The organism is Duganella kummerowiae, from assembly GCF_053572355.1.
Window position 1 is genome coordinate 121,122 of the sequence record NZ_JBKFEH010000008.1, and the last position, 18,933, is coordinate 140,054.

The following is an 18,933-nucleotide window of genomic DNA, read 5'->3' on the forward strand; positions in this document are numbered from 1 at the left end:
GGTCTGGTGATTACGCGGCGGGCGGATTACTCGAAGAAGTCCTTGACCTTGTCGCGCCAGGTCTTGGTTTGCGGGCTGTGCTTGTTGCCGCCCTCGGTGGTCGAGCGCTCGAACTCGCGCAGCATTTCCTTTTGCTTGTCGGTCAGCTTGACCGGGGTCTCGACCGCCACATGGCAGAACAGATCGCCCGCGAAGCCGGAGCGCACGCCCTTGATGCCCTTGCCCTTGAGGCGGAAGGTCTTGCCCGACTGGGTGCCCTCGGGGATGGTGAAGGCCACCTTGCCGGACAGGGTGGGTACTTCGATCTCGCCGCCCAGGGCCGCCTTGGTGAACGAGATCGGCATCTCGCAGTGCAGGTCGTCGCCTTCGCGCTGGAACACCGGGTGCGGCTTGATGTGGATCTCCACATACAGGTCGCCGGACGGGCCGCCATTGGTGCCCGGTTCGCCGTTGCCGGACGAGCGGATGCGCATGCCGTTGTCGATGCCGACCGGGATCTTCACTTCCAGGGTCTTGTTGCGCTTGATGCGGCCCTGGCCCGAGCAGGCCGTGCACGGCTCGGGGATGACCTTGCCGGTGCCGTGGCACTTGGGGCAGGTCTGCTGGATGCTGAAGAAGCCCTGCTGCATGCGCACCTGGCCGTGTCCGCCGCAGGTCGAGCAGGTCACCGGCGAGGTGCCGGGCTTGGCGCCGGAACCGTGGCAGGTGTCGCACTTGTCCCAGGACGGCACGCGGATGGTGGTGTCGAAGCCGTGCGCGGCCTGCTCCAGCGTGATCTCCAGGTTGTAGCGCAGGTCGGCGCCACGGTAGACCTGGGGACCGGCGCTGCGGCGGCCGCCGCCGAAGATGTCGCCGAAGATGTCACCAAAGGCGTCGCCGAAGCCGCCGCCGCCAAAGCCGCCACCGCCGCCCATGTTGGGATCGACGCCGGCATGGCCATAGCGGTCATAGGCCTCGCGCTTCTCCGGATTGGTCAGCATCTCGTAGGCTTCCTTGACTTCCTTGAACTTCTCTTCCGCATCCTTGGAATCCGGATTGCGGTCGGGATGGTACTTCATCGCCAGTTTGCGATAGGCCTTCTTGATTTCGTCTTCCGACGCGTTTTTGGCGACACCGAGTGTCTCGTAGAAATCACGCTTTGCCATTTTCCAGGGACCTTGCTGTATGTATGCTGTGTACTGATTACGCGAAAAAGCCGAGCCGGCCGCCGCAGCTACGGCAACACGGCTCGGCATGTCCGCGCCCCGCGCCTGCGGCGCGGGGCTGGCGGGGCTGGCTTACTTGCTGTCTTTCACTTCCTTGAAGTCGGCGTCCACCACGTCGTCCTGCGGCTTGGCTTGTTCGGCGCCGGCGCCGGCGCCAGGCTGGGCGCCTTCACCGCCGGCAGCCTGCTGGGCCTGCATGTCGGCGTACATCTTCTCGCCCAGTTTCTGCGAGGCGGTGGACAGCGCGGCCACCTTGGCGTCGATCTCGGCCTTGTCGCCCGACTTGATTGAGCCTTCCAGCTCGGTGATGGCGGCTTCGATCTTCTCTTTCTCGCCGGCGTCCAGCTTGTCGCCGTATTCGGTCAGGGACTTGCGGGTCGAGTGCACCAGGGCGTCGGCCTGGTTGCGCGACTCGGCCAGTTCCTTGACCTTCTTGTCTTCCTCGGCGTTCAGCTCGGCATCCTTCACCATCTTCTGGATCTCGGCCTCGGTCAGGCCCGAGTTGGCCTTGATGGTGATCTTGTTTTCCTTGCCGGTGGCCTTGTCCTTGGCGCCCACGTGCAGGATGCCGTTGGCGTCGATGTCGAAGGTCACTTCGATCTGCGGGGTGCCGCGCGGGGCCGGCGGGATGCCTTCCAGGTTGAACTCGCCCAGGCCCTTGTTGCCGGCTGCGATTTCACGCTCGCCCTGGTAGACCTTGATGGTCACGGCCGGCTGGTTGTCGTCGGCGGTCGAGAACACCTGCGAGAACTTGGTCGGGATCGTGGTGTTCTTGTGGATCATCTTGGTCATCACGCCGCCCAGGGTTTCGATACCCAGCGACAGCGGGGTCACGTCCAGCAGCAGCAGGTCCTTGCGGTCGCCCGACAGCACCGAGCCCTGGATGGCGGCGCCGACAGCAACGGCCTCGTCCGGGTTCACGTCCTTGCGCGGCTCCTTGCCGAAGAACTCCTTGACCTTTTCCTGCACCTTGGGCATGCGGGTCATGCCGCCCACCAGGATGATGTCATCGATGTCCGACACTTTCACGCCGGCATCCTTGATGGCGGTGCGGCACGGTTCGATGGTGGCGTTGATCAGCTCTTCCACCAGCGATTCCAGCTTGGCGCGGGTCATCTTCAGGGTCAGGTGGACCGGGGCGCCGTTGGCCATCGCGATGTAGGGCTCGTTGATCTCGGTCTGCTGCGAGGACGACAGCTCGATCTTGGCGCGCTCGGCCGACGCCTTGATGCGCTGCAGGGCGATCGGGTCTTTTTTCAGGTCCAGGCCGTTGATCTTCTTGAATTCATCGATGATGTAGTCGATCACGCGCTGGTCGAAGTCTTCGCCGCCCAGGAAGGTGTCGCCGTTGGTCGACAGCACTTCGAACTGCTTCTCGCCATCCACGTCGGCGATTTCAATGATGGACACGTCGAAGGTCCCGCCGCCCAGGTCATACACGGCAATCTTGCGGTCGCCCTTTTCAGCCTTGTCCAGGCCGAAGGCCAGCGCGGCCGCGGTCGGCTCGTTGATGATGCGCTTGACGTCCAGGCCGGCGATACGGCCGGCGTCCTTGGTGGCCTGGCGCTGCGAGTCGTTGAAGTAGGCCGGCACGGTGATCACGGCCTCGGTCACTTCTTCGCCCAGGTAGTCCTCGGCGGTTTTCTTCATCTTGCGCAGCACTTCGGCGGAGATTTGCGGCGGCGCCAGTTTCTTGTCGCGCACGCCGATCCAGGCGTCGCCGTTGTCGGCTTTGGTGATGCTGTACGGCATCAGCGCGATGTCCTTCTGGACTTCTTTTTCCTCGAATTTACGGCCGATCAGGCGCTTGACGGCGAACAGGGTGTTTTTCGGGTTGGTCACGGCCTGGCGCTTGGCCGGCGAACCGACCAGGATCTCGCCGTCTTCCTGGTAAGCGATGATGGAAGGCGTGGTGCGCGCGCCTTCGGCGTTTTCAATGACCTTGGGCTGGCCGTTTTCCACGATGGAAACGCAGGAGTTGGTGGTCCCCAGGTCGATACCGATAATCTTGCCCATGATGTTATTCCTTATTTGCTAGAGTTCAGATAGAACTGATATGTGGGAATGCTGTATGTTTTCAAGTGCTTAGCGATGAACGCCAGCAATTATTTCGGCGCGGCGGCGGTCACGATGGCCGGGCGCAACAGGCGGTCCGCGATCATGTAGCCCTTCTGCAGCACGGCCACCACGGTATTGGCTTCCTGCTCGGCCGGCACCACGGCCACGGCCTGGTGCTTGTTGGGGTCCAGCTTCTCGCCCTGGGCAGGCAGGATTTCCAGCAGGCGGTTTTTCTCGAAGGCGGAATTGAGCTGCTTGAGCGTCATTTCCACGCCTTCCTTGAGCGAATCGAGCGAGGGCGATTCCACTTTCAGGGCCATCTCCAGGCTGTCCTTGACGGGCACCATGGCCTCGGCAAAGCTCTCCACGGCGAACTTGTGGGCCTTGGCCACGTCTTCCTGCGCGCGGCGGCGGATGTTTTCACCGTCGGCCTTGGCGCGCATGAAGGCGTCATGCATCTCGGCCAGGCGCGCCTCGGTCTCGGCCAGCTGCTGTTCCAGGGACGACTGGGGAGTCGCAGGCGGGACCGCCGCAGGGTCCGACTCCGGGCTGGGTACGGCTTGGTTTTCCTGATCTTGCATCTAAGACTCCTACTGATCGTATTTTTTTGACATGACAGAATGACTGCACGGGCAGCAAGTGGGGCAATATCCACTCTTTTTCAAGGGGTATTCCACAACCCCCGCAAGCGCTGCCGTCAACACTACAAGCCGGCTATTTTAACAGGCTGGCACTCCTCCCCTGCAAGTGCTGATGACGGTGCTACGGTATTCAGTTGGCTATGTTGTCGCTTTTTCCGCAAGGGCTTACTGGCTGGCGCCACGCTCCAGGGCGGCGGCGCGGCCGGTGTCGGCGTCGCGGCGGCGCGCCTCGCGCTCGGCGGGGCCCAGCTGCGTCGGCCAGCCGATCAGGTGCTGCTCGGCGATCTCGCCCAGGCCGCGTATCCAGGCCGGGTTATCGTTCAGGCAAGGAATATAGTGGAACTGCTTGCCGCCGTTGGACAGGAATTCATGCCGCACTTCCATGGCGATTTCCTCCAGGGTTTCCAGGCAGTCGCTGGTGAAACCCGGGCATAGGATGTCCAGATTCTTTACGCCGTCGCGGGCCAGCTGGGCCACGGTGGGCGCGGTATAGGGCTGCAGCCACTCAGCCTTGCCGAAGCGCGACTGGAAGGTGACCAGGCATTGATCGGGACGCAGCTTGAGGCTGGCGGCCAGCAGGCGCGCCGTCTTCAGGCACTCGCAGTGGTAGGGGTCGCCCAGCAGCAGGGTGCGCTTGGGCACGCCGTGGAAGCTCAGCAACAGTTTTTCGCCGCGGCCGTGCTGCTCCCAGTAGGCCAGCACGCTCTGGCGCAGGGCGTCGATGTACGCCTCGTGGTCGTGGTAGTTGCGCACCAAGCGCAGCTCGGGAATGTTGCGCACCGAGCCGTAGTGCTGGAACACGGCGTCGTAGATGGAGCCGGTGGTGGTGCCGGAATACTGCGGATAGGCCGGCAGCACCAGGATACGCTGATGGCCGTCGGCCTTGAGCTTGGCCAGCACGTCGGGCAGCGCGGGCGAGCCGTAGCGCATGGCCATGGCCACGGTCAGGTCATCGTGGCCGCGCTGGCCCAGCACGGCGCGCAGGCCCTGGGCCTGGGCGGCGGTGTTGATCCTCAGCGGCGAGCCGTCCTCGGTCCAGATCGACGCGTATTTTTTGGCCGACTGGCCGGAGCGGAACGGCAGGATGATCAGGTGCAGGATGCACCACCAGATGGCGCGCGGGATTTCCACCACGCGCGGATCGGACAGGAACTGCTTCAGGTAGCGGCGCACGGCGGAACGGGTCGGCGCGTCCGGCGTGCCGAGGTTGACCAGGACAATGGCGCTGCGGCTGGCGCTGCCGTGGGTATGGGGCGGTTCTGCTTGAAAGCTCATGTGGCGGGCGGCTGGCTGAAGATGAATAACTAGCCATTATAGTGAATTCACCCGGCTGCACATTGCTCCCTATGCCAGCGGATCATTTCAGCTGTCTTCGAACCAGTGCCTTGGCTTGACGATCGGCTTTTTGCGGGTCAAAACCAGGCTGGGCAACTGGGCCGCCAAAAGCTGCTCGTCGCTCAAATACGGAACTATCCAATCAGCATATTTGGCAAGTGACCCGCTCAGCCGGCGCTTCGCTTTTTCGCCAGCCTCGGGTGGCCTCACCGGGCTGACCAAGCCGATGACCACACCAGGGAAATCTTCGCGTACGGCCGCCAAGGCTGGCTCGGCGTCGCTATCATTGGAAACTAGGACAATACGGTCATAGCGACCTTTTGCCACGTCGCGATACATATGCAGAGCGAGGTTCACGTCTGTTTTCTTTTCCTCGAGCTTCCAGACCCGTACGCGCAGGCCGCGGTCGTAACGCGCACCGTCAACGAACAGCGGCATCAGGCTCCCGCTGCGATCATAGCTATGTTTTCCGTTGATGACCTCGACGCGATGTTGGTGCAGTGCGTACAGCGCACGATGATAAGCACTCTGCGCAGTCTCGGAGGCCACACCGTGTGTGGAAAAATTCGCAAGCACCGGCGCAGTGAAGAATTTAAGCTTACACAAAATCTCGTTCTGATCGCGCTGCGCCAGGATCGCATCAAACAAGCCGGCAACATCCAGCCATTTGTACTGACTGTGCCGCAGCCGGCTATAGTACAAATTACAGCCGTCGATATAGACCGCCGTCCTGTGCGGAGAGCTTTGCGGCATGTTTACCTCTCGGATGTGAAAAAGCCGCCCTATCGAGCGGCTTTTCCTTCTCACCCAAGACCAACGACGGACTTGCGAGAGATGAGTGGTTTAGCCATGGTCGGACAAATTATCGAAACAGTCAAGCCGGTTAATCAAGTGACCGCTACTCGCATCAGGAAGCCAGCAGCTCGCGGGCGTGCTGGCGCGTGGTGGCGGTGATTTCCAGGCCGCCCAGCATGCGCGCCACTTCCTCCACCCGCGCGGCCGGATCGAGCACGTGGATGCGCGAGGCGGTGCGGCCGCCGGGCGCTGCGCCCTTGGCCACCTGGAAATGCTGGCCGGCCTGGCTGGCCACCTGCGGCAAGTGGGTCACGCACAGCACCTGGCGCTCCTGGCCCAGGCGCCGCAGCAGCCGGCCCACCACCTCGGCCACGCCGCCGCCGATGCCGCTGTCGACCTCGTCGAAGATAAGGGTGGGCGTGGTAGCGGCCTTGGAGGTGATCACGGAAATGGCCAGCGAGATGCGCGCCAGCTCGCCGCCCGAGGCCACCTTGGCCAGCGGACGCGGCGCCACCCCGGCGTGGCCGGCCACCAGGAATTCCACCTGCTCGACCCCGTGCGCGCCCGGCTCGCAGCCGTTCAGCGCGACTTCGAAGCGGCCGCCGCCCATGCTCAGCTCCTGCATGGCGCTGGTGACGGCCTCGCCCAGCTGGCGTGCAGCCTTGGCGCGCGTCTGCGACAGGCGCTGCGCCACGTCCAGGTAGGCGGCCTTGAGCTTTTGCTCCTGCTGGCGCAAGCCATCGAGGTCGGTGGCGTCGGCCAGCTGGCGCAGCTGGGACGACAACCGGTCCAGCTCCTGCGGCAGCTGCTCTTCCTCCACGCGGTATTTGCGCGCGGCCGAATGCAGGGCTTCCATGCGGGCGTCGACCTCGCGCAGGCGCGACGGGTCCAGGTCCACCTTGTCCAGGTAGGTGTTGAGCGCATACACGGCTTCCTGCAGCTGGATACGGGCCGGTTCCACCAGGTCCACCACGGCCTGCAGGCCGCTGTCGATGCCGGCCAGCTTGCCCAGCTTCTGGTTCAGCGACGACAGGTGCGACAGCACCGGGTTCTCATCCGATTCCGACAGCACCGACAGCGCCTCCTGCACGCCCTCCAGCAGGCTGGCCGCGTGCGACAAGCGGCTCTGTTCCAGGCTGACCTCGGCCCACTCGCCGGGCTTGGGCGCCAGCTTTTCCAGCTCGCCCACCTGCCACTCCAGCCGTTCGCGCTCGTACAGCACGTTGGCCGCGTTGGTCTCGAATTCCTCCAGCTGCCTGGCCAGCGCGCGCCATGCCCGGTAAGCATGCAAGACGGCGCGCACCTGGTCGGCCGCGCCGGCCTGGCTGTCGAGCAGCATGCGCTGGGCGTCTGACTTGAGCAGCGACTGGTGCGCATGCTGGCCGTGAATGTCCACCAGCAGGTCGCCCAGCTCGCGCAGCTGGGCCGCCGTGGCGGCCACGCCGTTGATGTAGGCCTTGGTACGGCCGGCGTTGTCGATCACGCGGCGCAGCAGGGCGCCGCCCTCCTCCACCGCGAATTCATGCGCGGCCAGCCAGGCGCGGGCCGCCTCGCCGGGGGCGAAATCGGCCGTGATATCGGCCTTGGCCGCGCCCTCGCGCACCACGCTGGCGTCGCCGCGGCCGCCCAGCGCAAGGGTCAGCGCATCGATCAGGATGGACTTGCCGGCCCCGGTCTCGCCGGTGAACACGGTGAAGCCGGCGGAAAATTCCAGTTCGATCTGGTCGACGATCACGAAGTCGCGGATGGACAGGGTACGCAGCATGGAAGTGTGGATAGGGTTAATGGAGTTTGCCTTCGCCGGACGGATACTCGTTCCAGTGCAGCTTTTCGCGCAGCGTGTGGTAGTAGCTCCAGCGCTCCGGATGCAGGAAGGTGATGGTGTGCGGCGAGCGGCGGATGAGGATGCGGTCCTGCGGCATCAGGCTGGCGAAGGTCTGCATGTCGAAGTTGACGCTGATGTCGCGCCCGCGCACGATTTCGACCACGATCCCGCTGCTCTCGGGCAGCACGATGGGGCGGTTGGACAGCGCATGCGGCGCGATCGGCACCAGCACGATGCCGCCCAGGCTGGGATGCAGCAGCGGCCCGCCGGCCGATAGCGCGTAGGCGGTGGAGCCGGTCGGGGTGGCGATGATCAGGCCGTCCGAACGCTGGTTGTACATGAAGTGGCCGTCCACCTCGACCCGCAGCTCGGCCATGCCGGCGCCGGCCCCGCGCGACACCACCACGTCGTTCACGGCCAAGCCCACGTGCATGCTGGCGCCGTCGCGCAGCACCTGGCCTTCCAGCAGGGTGCGGCGCTCGGCCTGGTAGCTGCCGCCCAGGATCTGGGCCAGCACGTCCAGCATGCCGTCCAGCGGGATGTCGGTCATGAAGCCCAGGCGGCCCTGGTTGATGCCGATCAGCGGCACGTCGAAGGGCGCCAGCTGGCGCGCGATGCCCAGCATGGTGCCGTCGCCGCCCAGCACGATGGCGGCGTCGCAGCTGGCGCCGATCTGCGCCGCATCCATGGCCGGCACGCCATCCACGGCCACATGCGCCGCCGTTTCCTGTTCGAACACGACGGCGTGGCCCCGTTCGCGCAGGAAGGCGACGATGCGGTGGACCGGTTCCTCGATGCCATCGGTGTGGTGGCGGACGACCAGGGCGATGGTCGGGAACAGGTCATGCGTGGCTGGCTTGGTCATCTCGGCAAATTCTCGGTGGGCGACACGCAGGAGAGTAACCCATAACACACGGGCGCAATACTGTACATTCAACCAGTATTGCGCGCAGTATAGTGCGGCCTCAGTGTCCGGTCAACACGCCCATGGAGGCCGCCGCCAGGAAGCCCAGCGCCAGCGTGAAGGTGTACAGCGTCATCAGCACGGCCCAGCGCCAGAACGTGCCGAAGCGGCTCTTGTGGTAGACCCTGCGCATGGCCCACGGCAGGTAGCCCAGCAGCCAGCACCACATCAGGCCCTTGAAAAAGCCCGGCAGCGGGAGGAACATCAGGGTCAGCAGGGCATAGGCAAAGGCGTTGCTGTGCAGGGCGAACAGCAGGTGTTCGCCGAAACGGCGCCCGCTGCCCAGGTACAGCACCTTCAGGTAGAAGGCGAACACCGGCATCAGGCAGAACACGGCATAAGGCAGGAAATGCAGCAAGCCCGCCGACAAGGCCTGGCTCTTTTCCGCCAGGGACAGGTGCTCGAAATGTTCGACCTTGTGCTGGACGTAAGGATAGTCGCCCAGCCAGCTGCTGACGCTGCGGCCATCGATGGTCATCGGCTCATTGCCGTTCTCGCTCTCCCCCTCCGCTTTGCCTGCATGGGCGGGCGCGGTGCTGGCCGCGGCCTTGCTCCGGGCACGCTCCCGCGCCTTGGCCTCGATCTCGTCCACCGCCTTGGCCGGAATCATTTGCTTGACCTCCTGCGGCACCGCCTTGTCATTCTTGCTGTCGCCCAGATCAACCATGGACATGCCGCTGAACTTCAGCACGGCAAAGAAGATCAGGCTGCAGGTCAGGTAGATGCGCAGCGGCTGCACGAAGCGCACCCGGCGCCCGCGTATGTATTCATTGGTCAGCGCGCCGGGGCGGAAGAACAGGCGCGCCAGCGTGCCCCACAGCTTGCCTTCCAGGGCCACGTAATGGCCGATGAACTCGTGCAGGAATTCGCGCGTGCTGGCCGGATGCAGCACCGTCTCCTGGCCGCATTGATGGCAGAAATTGCCGCTGGCGACGGCGTTGCAATTGGGACAGGGACCGGGCAAGGCGGCGTCGGCGTGGGAACTCATGCAAGCACTCTCAGAAAACGATGACGGAATAGTAAGCGATTTTCATGCCAGAAATACATATCCGCAACAAATTCAATCGAACGGCCAGCCTGTGGCCAACGCGCTATCATGGATTGAAAAGATATCTAAAAGGAAAGGTTATTGCCATGACTACCGAAAAACAAGCCGGCACCGCCATGCCGGAAGCGGGTGTGAACACCCGGCAGCGCACCGGCCACGACGGCCAGACCGAAGACCAGCACCGCCTGCCGCACGAGCGCGACGAGTCGCCCGACCAGCGCAAGGACCCGCGCAGCGTCGGCAAGCAGGCCGCCAGCGACGTCGAGCAGGGGCTGGCCGACACCAGCCGCGCCGGTCCCGGCGTGGAAGCCACCAGCGGCAAGCCGACCGGCTCCGCCCCCGCCCAGCCCCAGCCTGGCTCCAAACGCGATTGAGATCCCGCATGAAAACCACCGTGTTTGCCATGGCGGCCCTGGCTGCCCTCCCCGCCCTGCAGGCCCAGGGCCAGTATCCGGCCGGTTTCGGCCCCAACCCCAGCCTGCCGGAACCGGACAAGAAGCTCATCCCCACCGTCAACGTGGCGCCGGCCGAAGCGTGGAAGGGCGACGACAAGCCCAACGCCCCGGCCGGCTTCGCCGTCACGCCCTATGCGCGCGGCCTGGAACACCCGCGCTGGCTGTACGTGCTGCCCAACGGCGACGTGCTGGTGGCCGAGACCAACGCCCCGCCCAAGCCGGACGACAGCAAGGGCGTCAAAGGCGCCGTCATGCAGCACGAGATGAAGAAGGCCGGCGCCGTGACCAAGTCGGCCAACCGCATCACCCTGCTGCGCGGGCTGGACGCCAATGGCGTGGCGCAGCGCCGCAGCACCCTGCTGCAGGGCCTCAATTCACCGTTCGGCATGGCCCTGGTGGGCGGCTACCTGTACGTGGCCAACAGCGACGCCATCGTGCGCTACCCCTACAAGGATGGCGACAGCACCATCACGGCGGCCGGCACCAAGGTGATGGACCTGCCGGCCGGCACCATCAACCACCACTGGACCAAGAACATCATCGCCAGCCCGGACGGCAAAACCCTGTACGTGACGGTAGGCTCGAACAGCAATGTGGGCGAGAACGGCCTGGACAAGGAAGAAGGCCGCGCCGCCATCTGGCAGCTGGACCTGGCCACCAACAAGGCGCGGCTGTACGCGACCGGCCTGCGCAATCCCAACGGCCTGGCCTGGGAGCCGCACAGCAAGACGCTGTGGACCACCGTCAACGAGCGTGACGAGCTGGGCAACGAACTGGTGCCCGACTACATGACCTCGGTGAAGGATGGCGGCTTCTACGGCTGGCCCTACAGCTACTACGGCCGCCACGTGGACCAGCGCGTCGATGCGCAGCAGCCCGACCTGGTGGCCAGGGCCCTGGTGCCGGACTACGCGCTGGGCGCCCACACGGCTTCGCTGGGCCTGGCCTTCTACGAGGGCAAACTGCTGCCGGCAGCCTACCGGGGCGGCGCCTTCATCGGCCAGCACGGCTCCTGGAATCGCAAGCCGCACAGCGGCTACAAGGTGATCTTCGTGCCCTTCTCCGGCGGTAAGCCGTCCGGTCCGCCGCAGGACTTCCTGTCCGGCTTCCTGGACAGCGACGGCAAGGCCCATGGCCGTCCGGTGGGCGTGGCGGTGGACAAGCAGGGCGCGCTGCTGGTGGCCGACGACGTCGGCAACGTCGTGTGGCGCGTGGCGCCCAAGTAAGCGAGCACGAGCGGAACTGGGCAGGAATGGCGCAAAACGCATAGAATCCGGGTTCAGGCATCTACCAAGGATACATACATGCGCATACTGCACACCATGCTGCGGGTCGGCGACCTGCAGCGTTCCATCGACTTCTACACCAAGGTGCTGGGCATGAAGCTGCTGCGCACCAGCGAAAACCCGGAATACAAGTACAGCCTGGCCTTCCTCGGCTATGGCAGCAATCCGGACCACGCGGAACTGGAACTGACCTACAACTGGGGCACCACCAGCTACGAGATGGGCACGGCCTACGGCCACCTGGCCATTTCGGCCGAGGATATCTACGCCGCCTGCGACGCCGTCAAGGCCAACGGCGGCAACGTGACGCGCGAACCGGGCCCGGTCAAGGGCGGCAGCACCGTGATCGCCTTCGTCACCGATCCGGACGGGTACAAGATCGAACTGATCGAACGCGCCTTCGAGGGCGCCGGCGCCGGGCTGTAACTGACCGTGGGGAGCGCCACGCCCAGGCGCTCGCCCAGCAGCCGCAGCTCCCACAGGCGCAGCGGCGTGAACAGCATGGTGACCAGGATGGCGGCCGCCAGCAAGTGCGACAGGCCCATCTTGTATTTGCGCTGGGCGATCTTGCTCAGGCCGTAGGCCACGAAGGCCACGATCACCGCCATGCAGACGGCAAAATCGAGTGTCATCCAGCCGCGCTGCACCAGTATCAGATCGGCCGCCAGCACGCCCACGGCGGCCAGCGCCGGCAGCGCGGAATAGGCATCGTTCCTGGTCTCGGCTTGCGGCATGTAAGTCCCCTGAGCTGCGGTCGGCGGATAGAGCCGCGCTCTCCGGCGCGTGGATTAATTATGCCCTGAGTCCGCCACCCGCAGCGTACGCTGCGCCACTTTAGTTTGTAACAGCGGGACGCAGCAGGTCGGCGATGCCAATCCGGTGCGCGAACTGCTCGCGCACGCGCTCGGCCACCTCGGTCACGGCGCCGGCGCCGTCATCGAGGAAGTCCACCACCGAGCGGAACGGACGCTGCCCGTGCGGCAGGCTGACGATGCGGGCGATCTCGGCGCCGACGGCGGCCGGGTCGGCCTCGGGCGGCATCAGCTGCGCCAGGCGCGCGCCGACCTGGTCCATCAGGCCATCGTAGCGGGCATAGGCCGCGGCGGTGGCCACGTCGGCCGGATGCCCGGCGTTGGCGAAGTGGTCCGTACCCGAGGTGAAGGCGCCCGGCACCACGATGGACGTCTCGATGTTGAAGCGCGCCAGCTCGTAGGCCAGGGTGACGGCCGTGCTGTCCATGGCCGCCTTGGCCGCCGCGTACGGTCCCAGGAAGGGCGGGAAGCCGCCGCGCGCGGTGGTGCTGCTGACCCACAGCACCAGTCCCTGCTGTTGGGACCGCATGACCGGGAGCACCGCCTTGTTGACGCGCTGGGCGCCCAGGTAGTTGGTGTCGAACACGCGCATGATTTCCTCCGGCGTGTACGCTTCCGTGGGGCCGATCACCAGGTGGCCGGCATTGTGCACCACGGCGTCCAGGCGGGCGCGCTCGGCCATGATGGCGGCCACGGCGGCGTCGGCCGACGCCTGCGACAACACGTCGAGCTCGACGGCGCGCACGTCGGCGCCGTGGGCGTAAGCCCAGTCGCGCAGCGCGCGCACCTTGGCGGCGTTACGGCCGTGGATGTCGCGCATGCTGGCGTACACGGCGTGGCCGGCCAGTGCCAGCGCTTGCACGGACAGGTGGCCGATGCCGGTGCCGGCGCCAGTGACCAATACGATGGATTTATCCATGATGGCCTCCTTACACCATGCCGCCGTTGGCGCGCAGGGTCTGTCCATTGATCCAGGCCCCGTCCGGGCCGGCCAGGAAGGACACGGCGGCGGCGATATCGTCCGGCTGGCCCAGGCGCTCCAGCGGCGGCACCTTGGCCAGGCGGGCTATGGCTTCGGGCGTTTTACCGTCCAGGAACAGGGCGGTGGCGGTAGGGCCGGGCGCGACCGAGTTGACCGTGATGTTCTTGCCGCGCAGTTCCTTGGCCAGGATGCTGGTCATGGCTTCCACCCCTGCCTTGGTGGCCGTGTACACGGCGTAGCCGGGCAACAGGGTGCCGACCAGGCTGGACGAGAAGTTGATGATGCGGCCGCCATGGCGCAGTTTGGCCGTCGCCTCGCGCATGGTGTTGAAGCTGCCTTTCAGGTTAATGGCCACCAGGCGGTCGAAGGTAGCGTCGTCGGTGTCGGCCAGGTGCGGCAGTTGCGGCGGCATGATGCCGGCGTTGTTGACCAGGATGTCGACGCCGCCGAAGCGGGCGATGGCCTGGTCGAACAGGCTGCGCACGGCGGCCGGGTCGGCCACGTCGGCCTGCACCGCCAGGGCCTGGCCGCCCTGGGCGGCAATGGCGGCCACCACCGCCTCGGCCTCGGCCGCGCGGCCCGCGTAGTTGACGACGACTGCATGGCCATCGCGGGCCAGGCGCTGGGCGATGGCGGCGCCGATGCCGCGCGATGCCCCGGTAACGATGGCGACTTGTTGCTGGGTCATGATCTGCTCCTCAAAGTGTGGTGAAGTGCAGCCAGTATGACTCCACACGGTTGACGAATAAATCCATGAAAATTGCAATGACTATGCAATTTTTACCAATAATCCAGCGATAAAAAAACCGGCCGCGCGGGCCGGTGTCGTCCATCCCGCAGCGTTCAGTGCTGCAGCAGGGCGTTGACCGGGCCGAGGTCGTCTTCCTTGAGCGAGCCGGCGGCGGCTTTCAGGCGCAGGCCGTTCATGATGGCGTCGTAGCGGGCCTTGGCCAGGTCGCGCTGGGTCGAGTACAGCAGCTTCTGGGCGTTCAGCACGTCGATGTTGATACGCACGCCCACCTGGTAGCCTAGCTTGTTCGACTCCAGCGAGGACTTGCTCGACACCTCGGCCGCTTCCAGCGCCTTGACCTGGGCCAGGCCGCTGTTCATGCCGAGGAAGGCGGAACGGGCGCTCTGAGCGGCGGCGCGCTTGGTGGCGTCCAGGTCGTTGCGCGCCTTGTCTTCCAGGGCGATGGTTTCACGCACCTTGCTGGTGACGCCAAAACCGCTGAACAGCGGCATGCTCCAGCTGACGCCGATGGCGTTGTTGTTCGTGATGCTGCCGCCGGTGACGGTGGTGTGCGAGGTGTTGGCGATCAGGTTCACGGTCGGCATGTGGCCGGCGCGGTTGCGGGCGATCTCGCGCTTGGCGATCTCCACTGCCAGCTGGGCGCCCACCACGCTGTAGTTGGCGTTTTCGGCCGACTGCACCCAGGGTTCCACCGAGGCCGGCGACGGCGGGCTGATGGTGATGCCCGGGCGCAGCGGCGACAGTTCGCCGGGGGCGGCGCCGATGATGACCTGCAGCGCCGTGCGCTTGTTGTCCAGGTCGTTGATGGCGGCGAATTCCTGTGCCACCACCAGGTCGTAGGCGGCCTGCGCCTCGTGGGTGTCGGTAATGGTCTGGGTGCCGACCTCGAAGTTGCGCTTGGCCGAGGCCAGCTGCTCGGTGGTGGCCACTTTCTGGGCCTGGGTCGAGGTCAGGTTGTCCTGCGCCGTCAGCACGTCGAAATAGGCCTGGGCCACGCGCACGATCAAGTCCTGGCGCGCCTGCGAGAAGGTGGCTTCGGACACGGCCTGCTGCAGCTTGCTCTGCTGGTAGGACTGCCAGGCGCCGTAGTCGAACAGCGGCTGCACCAGCTGCACGGTGTAGGTGTTGCTGTGGTAATCGGTGTCGACCTTGCCGGTGCGGGCATTGATGATGGAGTTGTACGGATTGGCGTCGCCGCTGTTGCGCAGGTTGGATCCGGAGGCCGACACGCTGGGCAGCAGCAAGGCACGTCCCTGGGTGCTGCGTTCCTGACCGGCCGCCAGCGACGAGCGCGCGCTGGCATAGGTGGCGTCGTTTGCCAGCGCCTGCTGGTACACCTGGATCAGGTCGGCCGCCTGTGCGTTAAGCGTCAACATGGCGCTGGTGATCAGCACGGCGAGGAGGGATTTCTGCATTGCGTTCTCCGTTGGAGTCATCAAAAAAGTTGATCAAATCTACACTTTCGCGTCCGGCGGGCCGCACGCGGTCCGGCGGCGCCGCCGCCAGCAACCGCTGACGCTTGCCTCAGTACTTGGGCATGGCCGGATCGACCTGCAGCGCCCAGGCATGGACGCCGCCGGTCAGGTTGACCATCTTGCCGAAACCGTGGTGCTCCAGGTACGCCGCCACCTGCATGCTGCGCGCGCCGTGATGGCAGATGCAGACGATCTGCGCATCCTCATCCAGGTCGTCGATGCGGGCCGGGATGGTGTTCATTACGATATGGGTCGAGCCCGGAATGTGGCAGGTCTCGAATTCCCAGTTTTCGCGCACATCCAGCAGCACCGGCTTGGGCCGGTCCGGATCGGCCAGCCAGGCTGCCAGTTCAGGGGCGGTGATCTGCTCCATGCGGCGCTCAGAACTGGAAGGTGGACGGGGCGGCCGCTTGTTGCAGCGGCGCCACGTCGGTTTCAAACAGGGTGCGGGTGTCGTAGCCGGCTTCACCGGTACGGGTCACCAGCTGGGCCTTCATGGCCGGGCTCTGGGCAATGATGACCGCCAGGCGGCCGCCGACCTTGAGCTGCTTGAGCAGGCCCTGGGGCAGCTCGGGCAGCGAGCCGGACACCAGGATCACGTCGAACGGCGCGCCGTTGGTCCAGCCGTTGGCGCCGTCGCCCAGCTCCACGGTCACGTTGGCCACGCCGCTGACGGCCAGGTTCTTCTCGGCCAGGGCTTTCAGTTCGGGATTGATTTCCACGGTGGTCACGTGGCGGGCGCGGTGCGCCAGCAGGGCCGCCATGTAGCCGGAACCGGTGCCCACTTCCAGCACGGATTCATGTTTCTTCACTTGCAGATCCTGCAGCAGGCGCGCCTCGTACTTGGGCGCCAGCATGGCCTGGCCGGCCGGCAGCGGGATTTCCGTATCGACAAATGCCAGGCTCTTGTAAGCGTCCGGCACGAAGTTCTCGCGCTTGACCACGTGCAGCAGCTCCAGCACGTCCGTGTCCAGGACGTCCCAGGGACGGATTTGCTGTTCGATCATGTTGAAGCGGGCTTGTTCGATATTCATTTGATGACTCGGAGGAAAAATAAAGAATCCGTCATTTTATCGTTGAACTGGCATGGAGGCACATGTTATCGAGAAAGACGGCAGGGCGAGGGAAATTGCGACAGTCTGCAGTTTAAGGGGGATGAACGTACCAAAACAGCAATCTGGAGTGCAATTGAAGGGCGCCACGGTCAGGCCGCCGGCGCCGGGTCGGCCAGCAGGCCGCGCAGGCTGACGTCCAGGAAGGCCGCCATGTACTGTTCCGGGTCCAGGTCCGGCATGTCGCAGGGCAGGAAGGCATGGGCCCACATCATCAGCATCACCACCGGGGCGGTCAGCACGCGGGTCATGACGGCCGTATCGATAGTCCGGAACTCGCCGCTGGCCATGCCCCGGCGCAGCACGCTGCACAGCAGGCCATTGCCGCGCACCACCACTTCCTCGTTGTAGAAGGCGGCCAGGTCGGGGAAGTTGGTGGCTTCGGCCATCATCAGCTTGGTGATGCCGGCCAGCTTGGTGTCGCCTATCTTGTCCCACCAGCGCATCATGATGACGCGGAACAGGTCGGCGCTGGGACCGGCATAGTTGGCGATTTCCTGCTCGGCGTCGCCGATGGCTTGCACGATGGTGCCGCGCACCACGGCTTTGAATAGTTCCTGCTTGTTCTCGAAATACAGGTAAAGCGTGCCCTTGGAGACGCCGGCGCGGCGCGCCACGTCCTCCAGCCGGGTGGCGGCGAAGCCACGCTCGACAAACTGGGCCAGCGCCGCCTCCAGCAATTCCTGCGGCCGGGCGTCCTTGCGGCGCTCCCAGCGGGGCTTGGTGTCGGAAGGGGCTTGCATAAGGGAAGGATGAGAAACTTAATTAACTTACTTATAAGTCATTAATATAGCCCCCACCCCCGCCATCGTCAAGCGTCCGCTGGCCGGCGCGCAGGCGGCGCCCCCCCCAACTGTACTGAAACATGGAGCAGTACCGCATGACGGAAATTCCAATTCCATAGGGACGCACAGGCTGGCGCGACTGTTAATCTTCCCGTGCTACCTCTTCACATTTATCGGGAAAAACACTATGTCTTCTACTATCCTCAACACCAGCGACGCCGACTTCGAGACCGACGTGCTCAAGGCGCCTGGCCTGGTGCTGGTCGACTTCTGGGCCGAATGGTGCGGTCCGTGCAAGGCCCTGTCCCCGATCCTGGCCGACCTGGCCGGCGAATATCCCGAAGTTCGCGTGGTCAAGCTCAATGCAGACGAAAACCGCCAGGCGATGGAGCAGCACGCGGTACGCGGCCTGCCGACCCTGATCCTGTTCGCTGGCGGCAAGGAGCGCACGCGGTTGACCGGGACCCAGTCCAAGACCCGCCTGGCGGCCATGCTTGACGACCAGCTGGAGGCCTGAGATGCACGCCTACCACTCGAACCCGGCCGTGCGTGACGCGGCCCTGGAACAGCTGCGCCGCAACGCCGCCGCCGCACGCCTGGCTCCGGGCCCCCTGTCCTGGAATGGTGAAAAGGGCAGCCTGGTGGGCTGCGTGCTGGAAAGCGAAGACCTGGCGCAATGGGAGCAGACCCTGGGCCTGCCGCAATGGCTGGCGACCACCGCCGACGGCATCGCCGCCACGCTGCCGTCCGCCGACGCCGCGCTGGGGTTCGGCGTCGACCTGCTGAGCGCAGTGCGGCCGGGCGCCGACGTGACGCCGGCCGCCAGCGCCGTGATCGTGGACGTGCTGGCCGACGCCGGCGAGTTCATCGGCAAACTGGCCGAGGTGCCCGCCGAACTGTCGCAGATATCGGCCCAGGTGCAGGCGCTGCACCGCCGCCTGCTCGATGGCGACCGTCCCGCCCCGGCCGAGTGGCGCGCCGTGCGCCGCGCCGCCACCGCCCAGACCGACGCGCAGGCGTCCGAACTGCCGCGCAGCCTGGCCACCTGCGTCGAGACCGCCGCCTGGGATGCGACCACCTCCACCGCCGTGGTGTTCGACACCTTGCGCGTCTACAGCAGCGCGCTCACCCACAAGTCGGACGCCGAATCCGGCTACACCAAGGAGCTCGATACCGAGATCCGCGCCAATCTCAAGCTCATGTGGGACACGCACCTGGCCGCCCAACCCGAACTCCAGCAACAGGGCATTACCGTTTTCAGTTTGCTGGAAGAGCACAACCCGGAGATGGCCGCGAAAATCCGCTGGAAAACCAAGCTCGACCGCGAGGCCTACGCCTACGCCAACCGGCGCGCCGCCGAAGTCCTGATCGCGCAACTGCAGCGCGCCTGACGCCACCCGCACA

Annotated in this window: 19 protein-coding genes; 5 read left to right on the top strand and 14 right to left on the bottom strand. The window is 65.3% G+C overall.

Annotation, left to right across the window (positions count from 1 at the left end; translation table 11 throughout):
- Positions 1-26 precede the first annotated feature (26 nt).
- From dnaJ to ACLB1G_RS08395, 8 genes are all read right to left on the bottom strand, one after another.
- Positions 27-1,145, bottom strand: a complete 1,119-nt coding sequence (dnaJ, locus tag ACLB1G_RS08360; protein WP_491626742.1) for a molecular chaperone DnaJ — start codon at positions 1,143-1,145, stop codon at positions 27-29.
- 132 nt (positions 1,146-1,277) lie between these two features.
- Positions 1,278-3,221, bottom strand: coding sequence for a molecular chaperone DnaK (gene dnaK, locus ACLB1G_RS08365; protein ID WP_491626743.1), 1,944 nt, complete (start codon positions 3,219-3,221; stop codon positions 1,278-1,280).
- 89 nt (positions 3,222-3,310) lie between these two features.
- The gene (gene grpE, locus ACLB1G_RS08370; RefSeq protein ID WP_491626744.1) at positions 3,311-3,844 is read right to left on the bottom strand and encodes a nucleotide exchange factor GrpE; all 534 of its coding nucleotides are present in this window, start codon (positions 3,842-3,844) and stop codon (positions 3,311-3,313) included.
- Between the two features lie 225 nt (positions 3,845-4,069).
- Entirely contained in the window at positions 4,070-5,179 is a 1,110-nt protein-coding gene (gene hemH, locus ACLB1G_RS08375; RefSeq protein ID WP_491626745.1) for a ferrochelatase, read from the bottom strand.
- 87 nt (positions 5,180-5,266) lie between these two features.
- Entirely contained in the window at positions 5,267-5,992 is a 726-nt protein-coding gene (locus ACLB1G_RS08380; RefSeq protein ID WP_491626746.1) for an NYN domain-containing protein, read from the bottom strand.
- Positions 5,993-6,146: 154 nt separating this feature from the next.
- Complete coding sequence (recN, locus tag ACLB1G_RS08385) at positions 6,147-7,799, bottom strand: DNA repair protein RecN (protein ID WP_491626747.1); 1,653 nt, start codon at positions 7,797-7,799, stop codon at positions 6,147-6,149.
- A 16-nt stretch (positions 7,800-7,815) separates the two neighbouring features.
- On the bottom strand, positions 7,816-8,724 hold the full coding sequence (locus ACLB1G_RS08390) for an NAD kinase (protein WP_491626748.1): 909 nt from the start codon (positions 8,722-8,724) through the stop codon (positions 7,816-7,818).
- A gap of 100 nt (positions 8,725-8,824) precedes the next feature.
- Positions 8,825-9,811, bottom strand: a complete 987-nt coding sequence (locus ACLB1G_RS08395; RefSeq protein WP_491626749.1) for a DUF3667 domain-containing protein — start codon at positions 9,809-9,811, stop codon at positions 8,825-8,827.
- Between the two features lie 146 nt (positions 9,812-9,957).
- On the opposite strand from ACLB1G_RS08395, the gene ACLB1G_RS08400 reads away from it, so the two are divergent.
- The 3 genes from ACLB1G_RS08400 to gloA all read left to right on the top strand — a co-directional run bounded on the left by ACLB1G_RS08400 (position 9,958) and on the right by gloA (position 12,038).
- A complete protein-coding gene (locus ACLB1G_RS08400; RefSeq protein WP_491626750.1) occupies positions 9,958-10,245 on the top strand; it encodes a hypothetical protein in 288 nt (95 codons plus the stop codon).
- An 8-nt stretch (positions 10,246-10,253) separates the two neighbouring features.
- The gene (locus ACLB1G_RS08405; RefSeq protein WP_491626751.1) at positions 10,254-11,552 is read left to right on the top strand and encodes a PQQ-dependent sugar dehydrogenase; all 1,299 of its coding nucleotides are present in this window, start codon (positions 10,254-10,256) and stop codon (positions 11,550-11,552) included.
- A gap of 78 nt (positions 11,553-11,630) precedes the next feature.
- On the top strand, positions 11,631-12,038 hold the full coding sequence (gloA, locus tag ACLB1G_RS08410; RefSeq protein ID WP_491626752.1) for a lactoylglutathione lyase: 408 nt from the start codon (positions 11,631-11,633) through the stop codon (positions 12,036-12,038).
- A gap of 408 nt (positions 12,039-12,446) precedes the next feature.
- On the opposite strand, the gene ACLB1G_RS08415 is transcribed toward gloA, so the two are convergent.
- The 6 genes from ACLB1G_RS08415 to ACLB1G_RS08440 form a co-directional block, all read right to left on the bottom strand.
- Positions 12,447-13,343, bottom strand: coding sequence for an SDR family NAD(P)-dependent oxidoreductase (locus ACLB1G_RS08415; protein ID WP_491626753.1), 897 nt, complete (start codon positions 13,341-13,343; stop codon positions 12,447-12,449).
- A 10-nt stretch (positions 13,344-13,353) separates the two neighbouring features.
- On the bottom strand, positions 13,354-14,094 hold the full coding sequence (locus ACLB1G_RS08420) for a glucose 1-dehydrogenase (protein WP_491626754.1): 741 nt from the start codon (positions 14,092-14,094) through the stop codon (positions 13,354-13,356).
- Positions 14,095-14,249: 155 nt separating this feature from the next.
- Positions 14,250-15,572: a TolC family outer membrane protein gene (locus ACLB1G_RS08425; protein WP_491626755.1), complete on the bottom strand. Its 1,323-nt coding sequence runs from the start codon at positions 15,570-15,572 to the stop codon at positions 14,250-14,252.
- 109 nt (positions 15,573-15,681) lie between these two features.
- A complete protein-coding gene (locus ACLB1G_RS08430) occupies positions 15,682-16,005 on the bottom strand; it encodes a rhodanese-like domain-containing protein (protein ID WP_491626756.1) in 324 nt (107 codons plus the stop codon).
- Between the two features lie 7 nt (positions 16,006-16,012).
- Positions 16,013-16,666: a protein-L-isoaspartate O-methyltransferase family protein gene (locus tag ACLB1G_RS08435; RefSeq protein WP_491626757.1), complete on the bottom strand. Its 654-nt coding sequence runs from the start codon at positions 16,664-16,666 to the stop codon at positions 16,013-16,015.
- 170 nt (positions 16,667-16,836) lie between these two features.
- Positions 16,837-17,487 (bottom strand): TetR/AcrR family transcriptional regulator, encoded by a 651-nt coding sequence (locus ACLB1G_RS08440; protein ID WP_491626758.1) that lies wholly within the window; start codon positions 17,485-17,487, stop codon positions 16,837-16,839.
- 229 nt (positions 17,488-17,716) lie between these two features.
- Here ACLB1G_RS08440 and trxA point away from each other — a divergent pair, with 229 nt between their 5' ends.
- Both trxA and ACLB1G_RS08450 read left to right on the top strand, forming a co-directional pair.
- Complete coding sequence (gene trxA, locus ACLB1G_RS08445) at positions 17,717-18,046, top strand: thioredoxin (RefSeq protein ID WP_491626759.1); 330 nt, start codon at positions 17,717-17,719, stop codon at positions 18,044-18,046.
- A gap of 1 nt (position 18,047) precedes the next feature.
- Positions 18,048-18,920 carry a hypothetical protein gene (locus ACLB1G_RS08450; RefSeq protein WP_491626760.1) on the top strand — a complete coding sequence of 291 codons (873 nt, stop codon included), beginning with the start codon at positions 18,048-18,050 and terminating at the stop codon, positions 18,918-18,920.
- Positions 18,921-18,933 lie beyond the last annotated feature (13 nt).

Bases quoted from the DNA above. Each gene is read 5' to 3' on its own strand.
- dnaJ (WP_491626742.1), bottom strand. From the start codon at position 1,145: ATGGCAAAGCGTGATTTCTACGAGACACTCGGTGTCGCCAAAAACGCG.
- ACLB1G_RS08415 (WP_491626753.1), bottom strand. From the start codon at position 13,343: ATGGATAAATCCATCGTATTGGTCACTGGCGCCGGCACCGGCATCGGC.
- grpE (WP_491626744.1), bottom strand. From the start codon at position 3,844: ATGCAAGATCAGGAAAACCAAGCCGTACCCAGCCCGGAGTCGGACCCT.
- ACLB1G_RS08430 (WP_491626756.1), bottom strand. From the start codon at position 16,005: ATGGAGCAGATCACCGCCCCTGAACTGGCAGCCTGGCTGGCCGATCCG.
- hemH (WP_491626745.1), bottom strand. From the start codon at position 5,179: ATGAGCTTTCAAGCAGAACCGCCCCATACCCACGGCAGCGCCAGCCGC.
- dnaK (WP_491626743.1), bottom strand. From the start codon at position 3,221: ATGGGCAAGATTATCGGTATCGACCTGGGGACCACCAACTCCTGCGTT.
- ACLB1G_RS08450 (WP_491626760.1), top strand. From the start codon at position 18,048: ATGCACGCCTACCACTCGAACCCGGCCGTGCGTGACGCGGCCCTGGAA.
- ACLB1G_RS08390 (WP_491626748.1), bottom strand. From the start codon at position 8,724: ATGACCAAGCCAGCCACGCATGACCTGTTCCCGACCATCGCCCTGGTC.
- ACLB1G_RS08405 (WP_491626751.1), top strand. From the start codon at position 10,254: ATGAAAACCACCGTGTTTGCCATGGCGGCCCTGGCTGCCCTCCCCGCC.
- recN (WP_491626747.1), bottom strand. From the start codon at position 7,799: ATGCTGCGTACCCTGTCCATCCGCGACTTCGTGATCGTCGACCAGATC.
- ACLB1G_RS08380 (WP_491626746.1), bottom strand. From the start codon at position 5,992: ATGCCGCAAAGCTCTCCGCACAGGACGGCGGTCTATATCGACGGCTGT.
- ACLB1G_RS08400 (WP_491626750.1), top strand. From the start codon at position 9,958: ATGACTACCGAAAAACAAGCCGGCACCGCCATGCCGGAAGCGGGTGTG.
- ACLB1G_RS08420 (WP_491626754.1), bottom strand. From the start codon at position 14,094: ATGACCCAGCAACAAGTCGCCATCGTTACCGGGGCATCGCGCGGCATC.
- ACLB1G_RS08425 (WP_491626755.1), bottom strand. From the start codon at position 15,572: ATGCAGAAATCCCTCCTCGCCGTGCTGATCACCAGCGCCATGTTGACG.
- ACLB1G_RS08440 (WP_491626758.1), bottom strand. From the start codon at position 17,487: ATGCAAGCCCCTTCCGACACCAAGCCCCGCTGGGAGCGCCGCAAGGAC.
- ACLB1G_RS08435 (WP_491626757.1), bottom strand. From the start codon at position 16,666: ATGAATATCGAACAAGCCCGCTTCAACATGATCGAACAGCAAATCCGT.
- gloA (WP_491626752.1), top strand. From the start codon at position 11,631: ATGCGCATACTGCACACCATGCTGCGGGTCGGCGACCTGCAGCGTTCC.
- trxA (WP_491626759.1), top strand. From the start codon at position 17,717: ATGTCTTCTACTATCCTCAACACCAGCGACGCCGACTTCGAGACCGAC.
- ACLB1G_RS08395 (WP_491626749.1), bottom strand. From the start codon at position 9,811: ATGAGTTCCCACGCCGACGCCGCCTTGCCCGGTCCCTGTCCCAATTGC.